Source organism: Ruegeria sp. YTSC003 (genome assembly GCF_059609785.1).
On sequence record NZ_JBXWMK010000002.1, the window covers coordinates 509,984 to 525,844 of the forward strand.

General features: G+C 57.7%; 17 protein-coding genes and 2 pseudogenes. 8 read left to right on the plus strand and 11 right to left on the minus strand.

The annotated features are described in order from the left end of the window. Positions 1 to 58 precede the first annotated feature (58 nt). Positions 59 to 823: an adenosylcobinamide-GDP ribazoletransferase gene (cobS, locus tag AC2FFH_RS06240; protein ID WP_496766752.1), complete on the plus strand. Its 765-nt coding sequence runs from the start codon at positions 59 to 61 to the stop codon at positions 821 to 823. Here the strand turns inward: cobS and AC2FFH_RS06245 are convergent. From AC2FFH_RS06245 to AC2FFH_RS06270, 6 genes are all read right to left on the minus strand, one after another. Further along, a complete protein-coding gene (locus AC2FFH_RS06245) occupies positions 820 to 1,587 on the minus strand; it encodes a potassium channel family protein (protein WP_058277667.1) in 768 nt (255 codons plus the stop codon). The genes cobS and AC2FFH_RS06245 overlap by 4 nt on opposite strands. Positions 1,588 to 1,703: 116 nt before the next feature. After that, on the minus strand, positions 1,704 to 2,222 hold the full coding sequence (locus AC2FFH_RS06250; RefSeq protein WP_496766754.1) for a CarD family transcriptional regulator: 519 nt from the start codon (positions 2,220 to 2,222) through the stop codon (positions 1,704 to 1,706). A gap of 285 nt (positions 2,223 to 2,507) precedes the next feature. Further along, the gene (fdxA, locus tag AC2FFH_RS06255; protein ID WP_058273871.1) at positions 2,508 to 2,846 is read right to left on the minus strand and encodes a ferredoxin FdxA; all 339 of its coding nucleotides are present in this window, start codon (positions 2,844 to 2,846) and stop codon (positions 2,508 to 2,510) included. Positions 2,847 to 2,912: 66 nt separating this feature from the next. Then, positions 2,913 to 3,278 (minus strand): RNA-binding S4 domain-containing protein, encoded by a 366-nt coding sequence (locus AC2FFH_RS06260; protein WP_496738733.1) that lies wholly within the window; start codon positions 3,276 to 3,278, stop codon positions 2,913 to 2,915. Between the two features lie 6 nt (positions 3,279 to 3,284). Next, entirely contained in the window at positions 3,285 to 6,116 is a 2,832-nt protein-coding gene (locus tag AC2FFH_RS06265) for a helicase-related protein (protein ID WP_496766756.1), read from the minus strand. 22 nt (positions 6,117 to 6,138) lie between these two features. Further along, positions 6,139 to 6,708: a tetratricopeptide repeat protein gene (locus AC2FFH_RS06270; RefSeq protein WP_496766758.1), complete on the minus strand. Its 570-nt coding sequence runs from the start codon at positions 6,706 to 6,708 to the stop codon at positions 6,139 to 6,141. 69 nt (positions 6,709 to 6,777) lie between these two features. Between AC2FFH_RS06270 and AC2FFH_RS06275 the strand changes: the two genes are divergently transcribed. From AC2FFH_RS06275 to AC2FFH_RS06285, 3 genes are all read left to right on the plus strand, one after another. Next, positions 6,778 to 7,068, plus strand: coding sequence for an SCP2 sterol-binding domain-containing protein (locus AC2FFH_RS06275; RefSeq protein WP_496738736.1), 291 nt, complete (start codon positions 6,778 to 6,780; stop codon positions 7,066 to 7,068). Continuing rightward, positions 7,068 to 8,051, plus strand: coding sequence for an alpha/beta fold hydrolase (locus AC2FFH_RS06280; RefSeq protein ID WP_496843983.1), 984 nt, complete (start codon positions 7,068 to 7,070; stop codon positions 8,049 to 8,051). The genes AC2FFH_RS06275 and AC2FFH_RS06280 overlap by 1 nt, the downstream gene beginning before the upstream one ends. A 68-nt stretch (positions 8,052 to 8,119) precedes the next feature. Continuing rightward, a complete protein-coding gene (locus AC2FFH_RS06285) occupies positions 8,120 to 9,940 on the plus strand; it encodes a M3 family oligoendopeptidase (RefSeq protein ID WP_496843984.1) in 1,821 nt (606 codons plus the stop codon). Here the strand turns inward: AC2FFH_RS06285 and AC2FFH_RS06290 are convergent, their stop codons facing one another. The 3 genes from AC2FFH_RS06290 to AC2FFH_RS06300 are packed head-to-tail and all read right to left on the minus strand — an operon-like array spanning position 9,941 to position 12,144. Next, positions 9,941 to 10,828, minus strand: coding sequence for a DMT family transporter (locus tag AC2FFH_RS06290; RefSeq protein WP_496843985.1), 888 nt, complete (start codon positions 10,826 to 10,828; stop codon positions 9,941 to 9,943). It abuts the gene before it with no gap. Positions 10,829 to 10,841: 13 nt separating this feature from the next. Further along, positions 10,842 to 11,111: a DksA/TraR family C4-type zinc finger protein gene (locus AC2FFH_RS06295; protein WP_472723549.1), complete on the minus strand. Its 270-nt coding sequence runs from the start codon at positions 11,109 to 11,111 to the stop codon at positions 10,842 to 10,844. Positions 11,112 to 11,169: 58 nt separating this feature from the next. Then, positions 11,170 to 12,144, minus strand: coding sequence for a Gfo/Idh/MocA family protein (locus AC2FFH_RS06300; RefSeq protein ID WP_496843986.1), 975 nt, complete (start codon positions 12,142 to 12,144; stop codon positions 11,170 to 11,172). 263 nt (positions 12,145 to 12,407) lie between these two features. On the opposite strand from AC2FFH_RS06300, the pseudogene AC2FFH_RS06305 reads away from it, so the two are divergent. The 3 genes and pseudogenes from AC2FFH_RS06305 to AC2FFH_RS06315 form a co-directional block, all read left to right on the plus strand. After that, positions 12,408 to 12,887, plus strand: a pseudogene (locus tag AC2FFH_RS06305) (fasciclin domain-containing protein); the annotation flags it as partial. 53 nt (positions 12,888 to 12,940) lie between these two features. Then, positions 12,941 to 13,054 (plus strand): annotated as a pseudogene (locus tag AC2FFH_RS06310) (calcium-binding protein); the annotation flags it as partial. Positions 13,055 to 13,072: 18 nt separating this feature from the next. After that, the gene (locus AC2FFH_RS06315; RefSeq protein WP_496843987.1) at positions 13,073 to 13,438 is read left to right on the plus strand and encodes a M10 family metallopeptidase C-terminal domain-containing protein; all 366 of its coding nucleotides are present in this window, start codon (positions 13,073 to 13,075) and stop codon (positions 13,436 to 13,438) included. A gap of 41 nt (positions 13,439 to 13,479) precedes the next feature. On the opposite strand, the gene rpoH is transcribed toward AC2FFH_RS06315, so the two are convergent. Further along, complete coding sequence (gene rpoH / locus AC2FFH_RS06320) at positions 13,480 to 14,376, minus strand: RNA polymerase sigma factor RpoH (protein ID WP_058273882.1); 897 nt, start codon at positions 14,374 to 14,376, stop codon at positions 13,480 to 13,482. A 146-nt stretch (positions 14,377 to 14,522) separates the two neighbouring features. After that, positions 14,523 to 15,557: an RluA family pseudouridine synthase gene (locus tag AC2FFH_RS06325; RefSeq protein ID WP_496766777.1), complete on the minus strand. Its 1,035-nt coding sequence runs from the start codon at positions 15,555 to 15,557 to the stop codon at positions 14,523 to 14,525. On the opposite strand from AC2FFH_RS06325, the gene AC2FFH_RS06330 reads away from it, so the two are divergent. Further along, on the plus strand, positions 15,556 to 15,861 hold the full coding sequence (locus AC2FFH_RS06330; RefSeq protein WP_496738744.1) for a DUF6476 family protein: 306 nt from the start codon (positions 15,556 to 15,558) through the stop codon (positions 15,859 to 15,861). The two genes, AC2FFH_RS06325 and AC2FFH_RS06330, sit on opposite strands and share 2 nt — an antisense overlap.

Below are 15,861 nucleotides of genomic sequence, written 5' to 3' on the forward strand. Positions count from 1 at the left end.
GTGGTCCTGTGTGTTTAACCGAAGCGTCCGATCCAACAAGACCCCGAAAGGCGCGGGAGTGAACAAAAACGACACCAAACTGTTTTCCGCGTGGGATTTTCCGCTGTCGCTGGTCCTGTTGACGCGTCTGCCGATGCCACGCCTACCGGAATATCTGTTTGCGCGGCAGGCCAATGCGGCCTGGGCCTTTCCCCTGGTGGGGCTGGTCGTTGGGGCGTTGGCCTGTACCGTCGGTTGGGCGGCCGGTGCATTCGGCCTGCCCGCGTTCGCCAGCGCCGTGATACTTGTGGCGGTGCTGGTGATCGCAACTGGCGCGATGCATGAAGACGGGCTTGCGGACACGGTTGACGGGTTTTGGGGCGGGTTCACCACCGAACGCCGCCTGGAAATCATGAAGGACAGCCATATCGGTGCTTACGGCGTTCTAACCCTGATCTTTACCCAACTGCTGCGCGTCGCGCTGATCGCCGCGCTTCTGTCGGCCAACGCATATGCGGGTATTCTGGCGGCCTGCATCATCTCACGCGCAGTCATGCCCATCCTCATGGCAGCTTTACCCAATGCCAGAAAAAGCGGGTTGAGCCATTCCGTCGGCGGCACAAAGACCGAGACAGCGGCGATCGGCTATGGCCTTGCGGTCATCTTATCTCTGCTGCTGATTGGACCAAGCGCGCTGATGGCAACGGTATTTTCCGCGCTGATCGTTGTAATCTTGGCACTCGTCGCCAAGACCAAAATCAAAGGGCAAACGGGCGATGTTCTGGGTGCCTCGCAACAACTGGCAGAACTCGCGTTCCTTATGGCATTGGTTGCAACGCTCTAAGTCGTCCCGCCTGTTTCGATCCTCAGGGTTTCGCCGCAGTGTTTGCAGTGAACTGCGTCAGGGTCATGACGGTAGAGGCCACAGTTGGAGCATTTGTGACGCACTTTCTGCGGCATGAAAATTGCCTGTGCCAACCGGACAAACAACGCCACGCCGACGATCATGATGAAGACCGAAAACAGTTTGCCCCCCGGGGTCGCCAGCGTAATGTCTCCGAACCCGGTGGTCGTCAGGGTTGCCATGGTGAAGTAAAGCGCATCGATATAGGCGTGCGGGCTGTTTTCTGGGATGAAGAACACCAAAACAGCGGTGGACGTGGCGAACACAAACACCAACAGGTTGATCGCCGCGATCACTGCGTCCTCATGCGTCCGGAAAAAATCGCTGTCCCGTCGCAGATCCCTTAGCAGGTGATAGGAATGGATCAGACGTAGCGCTCGTAAGATACGCAGGAACGCCAGATTCCACGGTAGAAACAGATCAAGAAACAGCGAAACGATCACTACAATGTCGGCCATCGTGTAGACTTGGCGCAGCAGCTTCCAGCGATCTTTCGAAATCCACATCCGCGCCGAAAAATCCAGCACGATGAAGAACCCAATGATCAGGCTGGCAACGGTGAATCCCGTGCCGTGTTCGCCATTTGCTGTGGCGACAAAGAAAACGATGGTGATCGCATCAAACAGGATCAAGCCATAGCGAAACCAGACGGAAATGGGGTCGTGGCCGATATATAGATATTTAACTGTCTGTTTTAGGTTCACTGTCTACGCGCCTCTTCTTGCTGGAAAATTAGCCGTAAACTGAGCTTTCACCAAGCCATCAACACGAAAAAGCCGCCCCCTTTCGGGAGCGGCCAGAAAATTGACTGGAGAAGCGATCAGGCAGCCGCGGCCGCGCGCGAGGTCAGAACCTCATCAATCTGCTTAGCCGCCGATACTTCCACTGCGCCGGACACAGCCGCGACTTCGCGGGTCAGGCGTTCCAGCGCGGCTTCGTACAGCTGACGTTCAGAATAGCTCTGCTCGCGCTGGTCATCAGTGCGGTGCAGATCGCGCACAACCTCGGCGATCGAGATCAGATCACCGGAATTGATCTTTTGTTCATATTCTTGCGCCCGGCGCGACCACATCGCACGTTTCACCTTGGCCTTACCCTTCAGGGTTCTCATCGCCTGGCTGATAACGTCAGGTGAGCTGAGGGACCGCAAGCCGGATTCGGTAACCTTGTTGGTCGGCACCCGCAGGGTCATCTTGTCTTTTTCAAAAGAAATGACGAACAGCTCGAGCGAGTATCCCGCGACTTCCTGCTCTTCGATCGAGATGATCTGGCCCACACCATGGGCGGGGTAGACAACATAATCGTTCGGGCGGAACTCAAGCTTTTTCGACTTAGACATACAGGTTCATCCTTGGTTACAAGAGAGAGGCAGAGACAACAAAAGACCCCAAACCGTGCCAACATCTGGTCCGGTCAGGCGGTAAGTTTGTCAAAAAATCAGAACTCCAAAGCGTACATACTTACGGAGTCATCCCCATCTCATTCATCATTCAGTTTCTGAGTATATCACAAAATTGCGACACCCGAAAGTCCGCCCCCCACAATGGTGAAGAAACCCCAGACTTTTCAAAGCGATACAGCAGAAGACCGCTATTCAAACCACCCGGTTCAGTTACCGAATCGCTTAACCGCCTTCACCGGGTGCTTCGGAGAAATACTTCTCCATTTTGCCCTCTTCGCCGTCACGCTCTTCCGCTTCAGGCAAGGGGTCTTTCTTGGTCACGATAACCGGCCACTGTTCCGAGAATTTTCGGTTGAACTCGACCCACTGCTCCATTCCAGGCTCAGTGTCGGGACGAATGGCGTCCGCAGGGCATTCGGGTTCACACACACCACAGTCGATGCATTCGTCCGGGTGAATGACCAATGTGTTCTCACCTTCGTAAAAACAATCCACCGGACACACTTCGACGCAGTCGGTGTATTTGCAGCCAATGCAGTTTTCGGTGACGACATAGGTCATTGTGGGATTCCCATTCTCGGTTTGGGCGTCTAGCTAATTCAGTCTGGCCTTCTCTTCAAGGTAGGATCAACCATCCCGGGGGCGAGAAAGATCAAGCGCGCGCCTATCTTTCTTTGTTGGACGACCCTTTCCCTCAAATCCCGGATTCTTAGGAGGCACGTCCTTCTTTTCCGTCATATCGAAGTATAACGTTTGTGCCTCGGACGCCGGGCCACGCCTTTCCCCCAGTGCTTCGACGCGTACTACGCGCACGATACGGCCTTGGGGGAAGGTCAGAACGTCACCGGGCCCAATGGCCTGTGCCGGCTTCAGAACCCGGTTTCCGTTCAATCGGACATGACCGCCGCTGACCTGTTTGGCAGCCAGGCTGCGGGTCTTGAAGAACCGCGCCTGCCACAACCATTTGTCGATCCGCAGCTTGGCCTCGGCCATCGCGGATCAGTTGCCGTCCTTCAAACCCATAAGCGCTGCTGCAAACGGGTTATCGGGATCGATCGCCTTTTCCTTCCGGGGTGGACGGGACGAGAAGGTCTTGCCACCTTGCGGTTTGCCACCCTTCTTGCCCTGCGGTTTGCCGCGACCATCCTGCGGTTTGCCGCGCGGTTTGCCTTTGCCCGGCCCCTGCCCTTGCCGCTGTTCACGACGCGGAGCGCGATTGGCTGGACGCTGACGACCCCAGGTGAAAGTGTAGAACACCTCAACTTCGGTCTCATCTGAGGCGGGTTCGGTTGCCGGAGCCTCGGCTACCGCCTCGGTGCTTTCGGTGGCCTCGGCTGGCGCCTCGGCGGTCGCAACGACCTCTTCGCCTTCTGCCTCGGGCGCCGGGGTTTCTTCGGCGGCAGGCTGTTCCGTAACGTCAGTCGCGGGCTTTTCGACCTCGACCGGTGCGGCTTTGACCTTCTCTCGCTCACCGCGCTCGGCCTTGTAGCCCAGCCCTTGCATCAGATCCGCGAACTGCTCAAGCGTCATGCCGGTGATCGACAGCATATCGGGCTTGGCCTCGAAACCACCCCGGCTGTCTTCGGCACGCAGCATGTCTGCCAGACGTTCCAGCATGTCGATGCGGATCGAACGCTCACCGGCATCGCGGTAACCGCACATGGTATCGTAGCCCTCGGGCGCACCTTTGGCGACCGGAACAGTGACCAGACCCGGAGGCGGCGCGTCAGGGAATTCCTGCAATCCACCGGCCAGCGCCCAAAGAACCAGACGCAAACGCGTAGGCGCGGGTTTCAGCAGAAGCGGCATGAAGATTGTGAACTGACCAAACCGGATACCGTGCTTGCGCAGGGCTCCACGGGCGTCCTGATCCAGATCTTTGACCTCTTGCGCAACACCTGCGCGGGGCAGAACGCCCAGCCCTTCAACCATGCGGAAGGCGAACCCTTTGGCCAGACCTGACAACTCTTCATCGCGCGACAGGTTCAGCAGCGGCTCGAACAACGCCGCAACCTTGCGGTCGATGAAGTGCTGCAAACGGCGCTGCACTTTCTGTTCGACATCCGGGCCTGCGGCCTCATCCACAAAAACCTCGACCATCGGCTTGAGAGGCTCTGCCCCGGCAACCAACTTGCCAACAGCATACTCGCCCCACATCAGGCCACCCTGATCGGTAAAATCAATTTCGGTATCGGGCGCGTTGTAGAAGCGGTCTGCACGCAGATGGAATTGCGGTGCGAGTGCTTGCAGAGAGGCCGATTTCAAAGCTTTCGCCTCGGTTCCCTGTGCGCTTTTGTCCGGGGTAAACCGGAACCCTTCCAGACGACCGACGAATTCTCCTTCGACGGTCACTTCACCCTTGTCATTTACTTCGGCCAAAAGGGCCTCCTTCTGTTTGAGCCGGCGCAACAACACTGACGTGCGCCGGTCCACAAATCTCTGAGTCAAACGATCATGCAGAGCGTCCGACAGCCTGTCTTCTACAATGCGCGTTTCCGCGCGCCAATGTGATTCGTCACGCACCCATCCGTTTCGTTGCGCAACATATGTCCAGGTGCGAATATATGCCAACCTTTTGGACAGTGCATCAATATCCCCATCTGTTTTGTCGATGCGGCGGATTTGCCGCGCCATGAACTCGTCAGGGATAGCGCCGCGTTCATGCAGATGACCATAGATCACCTCAAGCAGGCTGGCGTGCTCCGCGTGGCTGATACCGCGAAAATCGGGGATTCGGCACACATCCCACAGCAATCGGACGGAAGAGCCATCGCTGGCACGGGCGATAACCTCGGCATCCTGAGACAGCGATTTCAGTGCGTTCAGGTCGTCTGCGGGTCGGGCCTTGATCAGATGTTCGCTGTCAGGGCTAACCTCAAGCGAGTCGATAAGGGCCTCAACCGAGCCAAATCGCAAAGCGGCATTTCGCCAATTCAGCTTTTTCATCGGCGTGAACCGGCTGTCCATGATCGCCTGCGCCACCCCGTCGTCCAGCGGTGGGGCTTCACCGGTCACGCCAAAGGTGCCATCCGACATCCCGCGCCCTGCCCGGCCTGCGATCTGGGCCAGTTCATTGGGCGCCAGAAGCCGCATACGCCGGCCGTCAAACTTGGTCAGAGACGAAAACGCCACGTGGTTCACATCAAGGTTCAAACCCATACCGATGGCGTCGGTTGCAACGAGGTAGTCCACCTCACCATTCTGGTACAGCTCGACCTGCGCATTCCGGGTGCGCGGGCTAAGAGCACCCATGACCACCGCTGCCCCACCCTTTTGGCGGCGCAGAAGCTCGGCAATGGCATAGACGTTATCGACCGAAAATCCGACGATGGCACTGCGCGCGGGCATGCGGCTGATCTTTTTCGAGCCGGAATAAACCAGTTGCGACATGCGATCGCGGCGCACAAACTGCGCTTCTGGCACCAGCGCTGCAATAGGCCCACGCATGGTGTCAGCGCCCAGAAACAACGTCTCACTCGTGCCTCGCGACCGCAGCAGGCGATCAGTAAATACATGACCGCGCTCGGGGTCAGCGCACAGCTGGATTTCGTCGATGGCCACAAAATCTGCGCCCATACCTTCGGGCATCGCCTCAACGGTACAGACCCAGTATTTAGCACGCGGCGGAACGATCCGTTCTTCACCCGTGACAAGGGCAACGACCGACGGCCCGCGGATCGCGACGATCTTGTCATAGACCTCGCGCGCCAGCAGACGCAGCGGCAGGCCGATTACACCTGTCCGGTGCCCCAGCATCCGCTCGATCGCGTAATGGGTTTTACCTGTGTTGGTCGGGCCCAGTACGGCCACGATTCGGGATGACCCGCTCACCTTTGCCCCCTGCCCCAGCTTATTAGAGGGCCGAGCCCTCGACCCGGGGCTTCAGTCGATTCACGGCATTGGTTACTTCTTCGTGATGGGGATGTATAGCTAAAGCACGCTCGTAAGCGTCCAGCGCTTTGTCGGGTCGATCGATGATCTCAAAAATCAGTCCCAATCCGTAGATAGCCTCGTAGTTGTTGGGGTTCAGCGTCAGGGCGTATTCCAGATCAGCCGCAGCCATACCGAAACGTTCGATCCCAAAAAAGGCCGATGCCCGCACGTGCCAGGCTTCGGCGAATTGCGGCGCGTGATCTGTTAGCGCAGTCAGATGCTGGATCGCGGTCAGGGAGTCGCCATCCTCTAATGCCTCGCGCCCGCGCTCAAGCAACAGATCCGCCGAGGCCGAGCCAGACTGTGCCCACAGCGCCTTGAGCTGACGATCTATGTTCATCGCCTGTTCGGGGGTTGCCTGCGACAGTTGCAACAATAGCTGTTCTTCATCCTTGGAATCCGCCGTTTGGGCGAAAGAAGGAATGGAAAACGTGACTAGAAGCGCTGTTGCCGCGACGATACCTTTGAGATTGGTGCTTGCAATGCTCATAACAACGTTCAGTGTAGCGCTGCGCCCGCGGATGTCCATTCCCGGCGCACAAACATAGTGAGGAGAATCATGAGCGACACTCTGGAAAAAGCGGCAGCCGCGTTGAACGAAAAACTGTCGGGCGGCGATTTTACCGCATCGGCAAAATTTGCCATCGCCGATCTGGGCTCGATCGTTCTGGACGCAAGCGGCGCGCGCGTCAGTGATGAAGAAACGGACGTCACCATGAGCGCGGACGCAGACACGTTCGAACAGATCCTCAGCGGCGAGTTGAACCCTACCGGCGCGTTCATGTCGGGTAAGCTGACCGTAGATGGTGACATGGGCGTTGCCATGCAACTGGCATCGGCACTGGCCTGATGGATCTGTCGCCGGCCCCTTTCTTTGCAGACATGGCCGGCGTCCCCGCCGGTGGTCAGGCTCATTGGCTGAACACAGCGGACAACACACGCATTCGGGTGGGCCACTGGCCGCCCGAAGGCGATGCCTGCGGCACGGTGATGATGTTCCCCGGCCGCACCGAATACATCGAGAAGTACGGCAATTGCGCGGCCGAATTCACTGGCCGCGGCTTTGCCTTCCTGGCTGTCGACTGGCGCGGTCAGGGTCTGGCCGACAGGCTACTGGATGACCCGCGCGTCGGGCATGTCGAGCAGTTCACGGATTATCAACAAGATGTTCAAGCCACACTGGAACTGGCAACCGAACTGAACCTGCCGAAGCCTTGGTTCGTGATCGGACATTCCATGGGCGGGGCAATCGGTATGCGCGCGGCTTTGGAAAAGAACTGCTTTGCCGCCTGTGCCTTTACCGGGCCGATGTGGGGCATTTTCTTTACCCCGATCATGAAACCGCTCAGCCGTCTGACAGCCTACTGGGGGCCGCGGATTGGGTTGGGGGAAAAGACCCCTCCGACCACATCATTGGACAGTTATGTGGCCTCCCAACCGTTCGAGGGGAATGTACTGACCCGCGATCCGGACATGTTCCAGATGATGAAAGATCAACTGGTTGCACAGCCCGAACTGGCGCTTGGCGCGCCTTCGACCATCTGGCTGCGCGAAGCATTGGATGAATGTGTCTGGTTGATGGACCAAACCGCTCCGGATACGCCATGTCTGACCTTTCTGGGCAGCCATGAGCAGATTGTCGACCGTAAGGCTATCCGCGCCCGCATGGCGAACTGGCCTAGCGGCACATTGGTGGAAATCCCGGATGGCGAACACGAAGTTCTGATGGAAGCGCCCGACGTACGCGGGCCGGTCTTTGACCAGCTGGCCGCTCATTTCAAAGCCGCGCAAACTGACGCGGTGCCGGAACCGGTTCTGTCTTCCGAAGTCTGATCACGCACCGCTTGTGATCCCCGCTTTGCGCGCCTAGATGTTGGCGAAAGCTATTATCGAGGTGATCCATGAGCGACCTTCCCTTTCCCGTCCGAGACGCAAATGCTGCCGGAGGTGCCGGCAATCTGGGCAACCTGCCGGAATGGGATCTGACCGATCTCTACACCTCAGAGGATGCGCCCGAACTGTCCCGCGATCTGGACTGGTTGGAAAAGGAATGCGCCTCGTTTGCCGAAGACTACGAGGGTAAGCTGGCTGATCTGGATGCTGCGGGTCTGCTGACCTGCGTCGAGCGCAATGAGAAAATCAATGCCATCGCCGGACGCATCATGTCGTTTGCCGGCCTGCGCTACTATCAGCTGACCACAGATGCCGAGCGTGCCAAGTTCCTGTCCGACATGCAGGAAAAGATCACCATCTTCACCACCCCGCTGGTGTTCTTCACGCTTGAGATCAACCGCATCGACGATGATGTCCTGAAGGCGCATTTCGATGTGAATGCAGATCTGGCGCGGTACGAGCCGGTCTTCCGCCGCATCCGCGCGATGAAACCCTACCAACTATCTGACGAGCTTGAGAAATTCCTGCACGACCTCGGCGTTGTTGGCGACGCGTGGGAGCGTCTTTTTGACGAAACCATTGCCGGGTTAACCTTCACCGTCGATGGCGAAGAGCTGAACATTGAAGGCACCCTGAACTTTCTTACAGAGCAGGACCGTGCCAAACGCGAAGCGGCCGCGCGCGAGTTGGCCAGCGTGTTTCAAGACAACGTCAAAACCTTCGCCCGTGTCCACAACACACAGGCCAAGGAAAAGGAAATCGTAGATCGCTGGCGCAACATGCCAACGGCGCAAACCGGTCGCCACTTGTCCAATGACGTGGAACCCGAAGTCGTCGAAGCTCTGCGCGAGGCGGTCGTAGCCGCCTACCCCAAGCTCAGCCATCGCTACTACGAGCTGAAACGCAAATGGCTGGGCCTGGACGTAATGCAGGTTTGGGACCGCAACGCGCCGCTGCCGATGGAAGACACGCGCATTGTTGACTGGGATGAAGCCGAGAAGACGGTCATGGACGCCTATACTGCCTTCGATCCCCGAATGGGTGAAATCGCGGCTCCGTTTTTCTCGAAGGGTTGGATCGACGCGGCCGTGAAGCCCGGTAAAGCTCCGGGCGCATTTGCGCACCCAACCGTCACCGAGGTTCACCCCTATGTGATGCTCAACTATCTAGGCAAACCGCGCGACGTGATGACACTGGCGCATGAGTTGGGGCACGGCGTCCATCAGGTACTGGCGGCCGATCAGGGCGAGATGCTGTCTTCTACCCCACTGACGCTGGCTGAAACGGCGTCGGTCTTTGGAGAAATGCTGACTTTCCGCAAGATGTTGGACAAGGCCGAAACCCCGGAACAGCGCAAGGTGCTGCTGGCCGGCAAGGTCGAGGATATGATTAACACGGTCGTACGTCAGATCGCCTTTTACGACTTTGAATGCAAGCTGCATGCGGCCCGCCGCGAGGGTGAGCTGACCCCGGATGACATCAACGCTTTGTGGATGAGCGTACAGGCCGAAAGCCTTGGGCCCGCATTTGAATTCATGGATGGGTACGAGACCTTCTGGGCTTATATCCCGCACTTCGTCCATTCACCATTCTACGTCTACGCCTATGCGTTCGGTGACGGTTTGGTAAACGCGCTATATTCGGTCTACGAAAGCGGCGCGGAGGGGTTCGAAGACAAGTATTTCGAAATGCTGCGTGCAGGCGGGTCCAAACACCACAAGGAACTGTTGGCCCCGTTCGGATTGGATGCAAGCGATCCCAAATTCTGGGACAAGGGTCTGTCGATGATTTCCGGCTTTATCGACGAGCTGGAAGCGATGGAAAACTAGTCACTTCTGGCTTTTGGTCGTCAGGAAAATGGCGACCACAATCAACACAGCCCCTAGGGCCGCGACCGGCGTGATTGCGGCCCCCAGAAACAGGGCTGAGTTGATGAACGTAAACACCACGGATGCGGCGAACATCAAGGTCGCAGTCAACGTCGAGACCCGCGCGGCGGCCTCGTACCAGAGGTAGTAGGCCAAAGCGGTCGGCAGCACCCCCAACAAAATCAGGAACACGACATCGTTGGCTGTTGGTATTTGCAGTGAAAATGCGGCCAGCGGGACCAATAGCACACCCGAGCACAAGAATATCCCAAATAGGAAGTTCAGACGTTCTCCGGTCGTTTCAGAATTTCGCATCGCCCGGCTGCTCGAGATTAGGAAAACCGCCCAGCTTAGCCCTGCGCCAATTTCAAGCAAGTCCCCGAACAGGGGCTCTCCACCGCCTTGGAAATCCTGATAAACCGTTAGGAAGACGCCGAAAATCGCCAACCCCGTGGCAAGCATGTCTGTGCGCGTAACGGGCGTGTCCGCAAAGAAATACAAGAAGATCAGCACAAAGAATGGCGCCGTGTTCTCAAGAACCATGGCATTGGCTGCACCGGTATGTTCAAGCCCGATATGGAACAGGATGTAGTTGACCACGGTGGACAGAACGGCCAGCCGAAAATTCCAGTCATTCAACCCGATCGAAACAGCGACCCGCATCACGCGCAGCATGCAATAAATAGCGATGGCTGCGATGAACAGGCGCGTTACCGCGATTTGCAGCCCTCCCAGATCGCTGGTCAGGTAGCGGACTATGACGCTGTGCGTGCCCCACAGGAAAGCCGCAAGAAACCCAAGAACCAGCCCGTTTTGCAAGAGTGGCTGCTTCTCTTTGGTGTCGGGCATCCTTGTGCCCCGCTTACTTCAACTGACTGTCTTTAGAACCGCGCCGATTGATTCCGCCACGCGCCTGGAATGAGCTGTCCCGATCCTGTTGGCAATCCAGGCAAAGTTTAACACCGGGAATGGCGATCCGTCGCTTTTCTGGAATCGGCTCTTCACATTCGGCGCAATGGGTCAGGCTTTCCCCGACAGGCCGCTTTTGCGCCTGCATCCGGGCCAGTTCGTCCGTAATGGACGCTTCAATCTGTTCGCTCACCGCGCCATCACGCGCCCAACCGCCTGCCATGGTCTCCCTCCTGAACAGGTGACAGCCAGATTAGTCCAGCCGAGCGCTGCGTGGCAAGTCAGAGGGCGACTGCGCCCTCGAACACCCTGTCAATCATTGCCTGCGTACCCTTCGAGAATTCCAGCGGGCATGGGTAATCAGCCCCGTCGCGGACTGACTGGCAAAACGCCTCGACCTGAAGCTTGTAGTGATCGTCGCCCGGGAATCGCGTGACCTGAACCTCAAGACCCGGACGGTGCAGTTCCACCCGCGCCTCACCAAAAACACGCGCGTTGAAGGGCGCGGTCAGGCGGATCACGCCACCCTCGCCATGGAACACCATTTCCTGATGCGGGTGCATCCGGATCGAGACGTAGCTGGAATAGGTGAATTCAGGGAATTGCGCGCGTATTTCGGTGAAGGCATCAATGCCGTCTTCCCAGCGGATTGCAGATTGTACCGAGACCGGTTCTTGCCCGGTGGCGAACCGGGCGCTGCCGATTACATAAACGCCAATGTCGCGCAACCCACCGCCCCCGGTTTCGGCCCGGTTACGGATGTTTCCGGTGTCTGCGCGGTTGTCAAAACTGAACGCGCCCGTCACATGCACGAGCCTTCCAATGGCCCCATCCGCAATCAGTTGTCGAACGAAATGCCACTGCGGGTGGTGCACAATCATGTAGGCTTCGGCCGCCAGCAAACCGGTCTGATCCCTCCTTTCGATCAGCGCATCAAACTCGGGCGCGGACATGGCCATGGGCTTTTCACACAGAACATGCTTACCCGCGTCCAGCGCCTTGAGGCTCCATTCGACATGCAGATGGTTGGGCAGCGGGATATAGACCGCGTCGATCTTGGGATCGGCCAAAAGGGCGTCATAGCTGCCATAAACCGTCAGATCAGGGCAGTACTGCTGGAACGGCTCAGCCTTGGCTGCGTCCGACGTGGCGAGACCTGCCAACCGGGCCCCGTCCGCCGCGTGAATTGCCGGCGCCATGAACTGTCGTGCGAATTTCGCGGCGCCAAGAACGCCCCATTGAACAGGTTGCTGCATACCGCCGCCTCATCCTTTGTTAGCTTGTGCCGTCTCTATCAGGGAATCGCTTTAAAGTCAGGGGTTTCGTGGTGTTTTCCGCCCAATAACGCACGCAAACCTGAGAATTTCTTGATCCGTTTCATTGTCCGCGCCGTAGCAGCTATGTCACCGGGTAATCGGCATTGTCCGCTCAAAGCACCCGGGATTGATGTTGTGACCAACTGGGTGGGAGATTGCCAGACATGCCAACACCGACAGAGACAATTACCGGAATCGTGTTGATGAGCGGAGCCGTCGGCTCGTTCGATGACAACAACGGAGATTTTGACATCCTGCGCGAGGCCGTTGTTGCCGCTGGCCTTGCTGGTGCACTGGATGACCCCGAGGCCAGCCTTACGGTATTCGCCCCAACCGACGCCGCCTTTATCGGACTTGCCCAGGCTCTGGGCTATGCGGGTTCGGACGAAGCAGGCGCGTTGCGGCACATCGTCAAGGCGCTGACCCTGTTGGGCGGAGGGGATCCCATCCCCCTGCTGACAGAGGTGCTGAAATACCACGTGGTCAACGGGGAATTCGACCTGGCTGCGGTCGCCGGCTTGGGCGACTGCGCACAGATCGAAACGTTGCAGGGTTCGTCGGTTGAATTGAACCTTCAAAGCGCCCCACCAAGTCTGGGCGATGCGGATGACGGCATCGCCGATCCGGGTATCATCCAAACCGATATTGAAGCCACAAACGGGATCATTCACGCCCTAAACGGAGTCCTTCTGCCTGTATCGGTACGGACATTCTGGGTCAGAAGAACACCGATTTCATCCTCGGCGACGACTCGGACGAGTTCTACTTTACCGGGCGCGGTCAGGACTTCGTTCATGGTGGTGGCGGAAATGATGTCATCAATACTGGCCGAGGCAATGATGTCGCGCTTGGAGGCGCTGGACACGACGTGATCTTTGGCGGTCGTGGCAAAGACATTCTGCGCGGTGATGAAGGCGAAGATACGATATTCGGCGGCAGAGGGGCCGATGTGATCGACGGTGGAGCCGATGATGACATCCTGTTCGGCGGTCGTGGCAAAGACATGTTTGTCATTGAAAACGGGGATGGCGATGATTGGATCGTCGACTTCCGGGTCGGAAAGGACAAGATTGACTTGTCCGGCTACGAAGGCATCGCCGGATTTGAAGATATCAAGGATGATATATCGGGTGGCTTCTTCCAGACCACCATCGAACTAGGGGACGGGGACAGTATTGTCCTTACGGGCGTTGGAGCCGGACATCTGACCGAAGACAGCTTTATTTTCGCCTAAAGAAAATCAGCCCGCCGTTGTGGCGGGCTGAACCAATGGGGTCAGACAGTACCCAGCATGCCCTTTTCACGGGCCAACTCGCGCATCTTTTTCTGCAGCTTCTCGAAGGCACGAACCTCGATCTGACGAATACGCTCGCGGCTGACATTATACTGCGTGCTGAGCTCTTCCAGCGTGACGGGCTGATCCATCAGACGGCGCTGAGTCAGGATGTCCTTTTCCCGGTCATTCAGGACATCCAGCGCAGCCGCCAGAAGCTCGCGGCGGGCGTCAAGCTCGTCGCGAGCTTCGTAATCGCCGGCCTGATCTGCATCTTCGTCCTCAAGCCAGTCCTGCCATTGCATGGTGCCTTCGCCTTCGGACCCGACGGTCGCGTTCAGCGAGGCATCACCACCAGACATCCGGCGGTTCATGCTGATGACTTCAGCTTCGGTCACGCCTAGATCAGTAGCAATCCGCTTGACGTTTTCCGGACGCAGGTCGCCTTCTTCCAGCGCACCAATACGAGCCTTGGCCTTGCGAAGGTTAAAGAACAGCTTTTTCTGCGCCGATGTCGTGCCCAGCTTGACCATCGACCACGACCGCAGAACGTATTCCTGGATCGAGGCACGAATCCACCACATTGCATAGGTCGCCAGCCGGAAACCTTTTTCCGGATCAAACTTTTTCACGGCCTGCATCAGACCCACATTGGCCTCGGAAATCACCTCGGCCTGTGGCAGGCCATAGCCGCGATAGCCCATAGCGATCTTGGCCGCCAATCGCAGGTGCGACGTGACCATCTTATGTGCAGCTTCAGTGTCTTGCTCTTCGACCCAACGCTTGGCGAGCATGTACTCTTCTTCCGGCTCAAGCAGCGGAAATTTGCGAATTTCCTGCATGTAGCGGTTCAGGCCGCCCTCGGGCGTCGGCGCGGGGAGATTTGCGTAATTTGCCATGATTCATGTCCCTCCGACAAATGTTTACTTCGTTAACATGGGATATGGGAATAAGTCCCGATCCATTCAAGAGGTACCGTTAACAGTTTGAAATTAACGATTGATAAAGGAAAGCTAAGAACGCGTTACTCACGTATGTTTGCGTATTATGTCAGCGGCGCGCGCAGTTGTTCAATCAGAAATTCCATATCATTTGGCAAATCGGCCTCAAACCGAAGGTTTTCGCCTGTCACAGGGTGCTCAAAACCTAAAACTGCGGCATGCAGCGCCTGTCGCGAAAAACCGCGCACGGCCTCGGCAGCGGCCGGGTTGAAGGCTTTCGCCGCAAGCTTGCGTTTACCCCCATACACCGGATCGCCAACCAGCCCATGCCCGGCATGGGCCATATGGACACGGATCTGGTGCGTTCGGCCGGTTTCCAGCCAACATTCAATCAGCGCGATGCCTGCCGGGTTGCCAAATGTCTCGACCAACCGCGCCCGAGTTACCGCATGCCGACCACCGTGGAACAGAACCGCTTGTTTCTGCCGGTCGTTTTTGTGGCGCGCCAATTGCGTGGTCAGGCGCATGATATTGCCCGGTTCAAAGCTGACACCCTTGATGCCGCGCAAACGTGGGTCATTCGCATCCGGTACGCCGTAGCAAATCGCGCGGTAATAGCGTTCGACGCTATGCGCCTCGAACTGCGCCGCCAGACCGTGATGGGCCGCGTCAGACTTGGCGACCACCAGCAAGCCGCTGGTCTCTTTGTCGATGCGGTGCACGATGCCAGGGCGTTTGACGCCCCCCACACCTGACAGGTCCTCGCCACAATGATGCAGCAACGCATTGACCAGCGTTCCGTTGGGCGAGCCCGGCGCAGGGTGAACGACCATGCCTGCGGATTTGTTGATGACGATCAGGTCCGCGTCCTCATAGACGACGTTCAGCGGGATATCTTCTGGACCGATATGGCTTTCTTCTGCTTCGGCGACGGAGATCGACACCGAGGCGCCTTCGGCCACCTTGGCCTTGGGGTCCCGGACTTCGACACCGTCGATTGTCACCTCACCGTTCTCGATAAGACGGGTCAGACGGGTGCGCGACAGGTTTTCATCCGCTGGTACATCCCGCGAAAGCGCCTTATCAAGGCGTGGCGGCGGATCGGCCGCGATCTGAAATTCAATCTGGCGGGTGCCCATGACTGTCCCTTCCGAACCCCAAGAACCGCAGGAAACACCTCAGCTTCGCTTGCTGCGGCGCATGGTCATGCTGCTGACCGCGGTGATGATTGGCGGGGTTCTAGTGACATTCGCACTGATTGTCATCCGACTATCGGACAGAACCCCTACCCTGCCCGATCAAATCGAACTGCCGGATGGTGCCAAAGCTCAGGCCGTAACGATCGGCAGCAACTGGTACGCCGTCGTGACCGATGGCAACCGAATCCTGATTTTTGACAAGACGACCGGAAAACAGCGCCAGGAAATCGTCGTGCAGGAATAG

Coding starts and splice junctions, on each gene's coding strand:
- AC2FFH_RS06250 (WP_496766754.1), bottom strand. CDS start 2,222: ATGTCTAAGTCGAAAAAGCTTGAGTTCCGCCCGAACGATTATGTTGTC.
- fdxA (WP_058273871.1), bottom strand. CDS start 2,846: ATGACCTATGTCGTCACCGAAAACTGCATTGGCTGCAAATACACCGAC.
- AC2FFH_RS06260 (WP_496738733.1), bottom strand. CDS start 3,278: ATGGCCGAGGCCAAGCTGCGGATCGACAAATGGTTGTGGCAGGCGCGG.
- AC2FFH_RS06270 (WP_496766758.1), bottom strand. CDS start 6,708: ATGAGCATTGCAAGCACCAATCTCAAAGGTATCGTCGCGGCAACAGCG.
- AC2FFH_RS06275 (WP_496738736.1), top strand. CDS start 6,778: ATGAGCGACACTCTGGAAAAAGCGGCAGCCGCGTTGAACGAAAAACTG.
- AC2FFH_RS06280 (WP_496843983.1), top strand. CDS start 7,068: ATGGATCTGTCGCCGGCCCCTTTCTTTGCAGACATGGCCGGCGTCCCC.
- AC2FFH_RS06285 (WP_496843984.1), top strand. CDS start 8,120: ATGAGCGACCTTCCCTTTCCCGTCCGAGACGCAAATGCTGCCGGAGGT.
- AC2FFH_RS06290 (WP_496843985.1), bottom strand. CDS start 10,828: ATGCCCGACACCAAAGAGAAGCAGCCACTCTTGCAAAACGGGCTGGTT.
- AC2FFH_RS06295 (WP_472723549.1), bottom strand. CDS start 11,111: ATGGCAGGCGGTTGGGCGCGTGATGGCGCGGTGAGCGAACAGATTGAA.
- AC2FFH_RS06300 (WP_496843986.1), bottom strand. CDS start 12,144: ATGCAGCAACCTGTTCAATGGGGCGTTCTTGGCGCCGCGAAATTCGCA.
- rpoH (WP_058273882.1), bottom strand. CDS start 14,376: ATGGCAAATTACGCAAATCTCCCCGCGCCGACGCCCGAGGGCGGCCTG.
- AC2FFH_RS06330 (WP_496738744.1), top strand. CDS start 15,556: ATGACTGTCCCTTCCGAACCCCAAGAACCGCAGGAAACACCTCAGCTT.
- AC2FFH_RS06325 (WP_496766777.1), bottom strand. CDS start 15,557: ATGGGCACCCGCCAGATTGAATTTCAGATCGCGGCCGATCCGCCGCCA.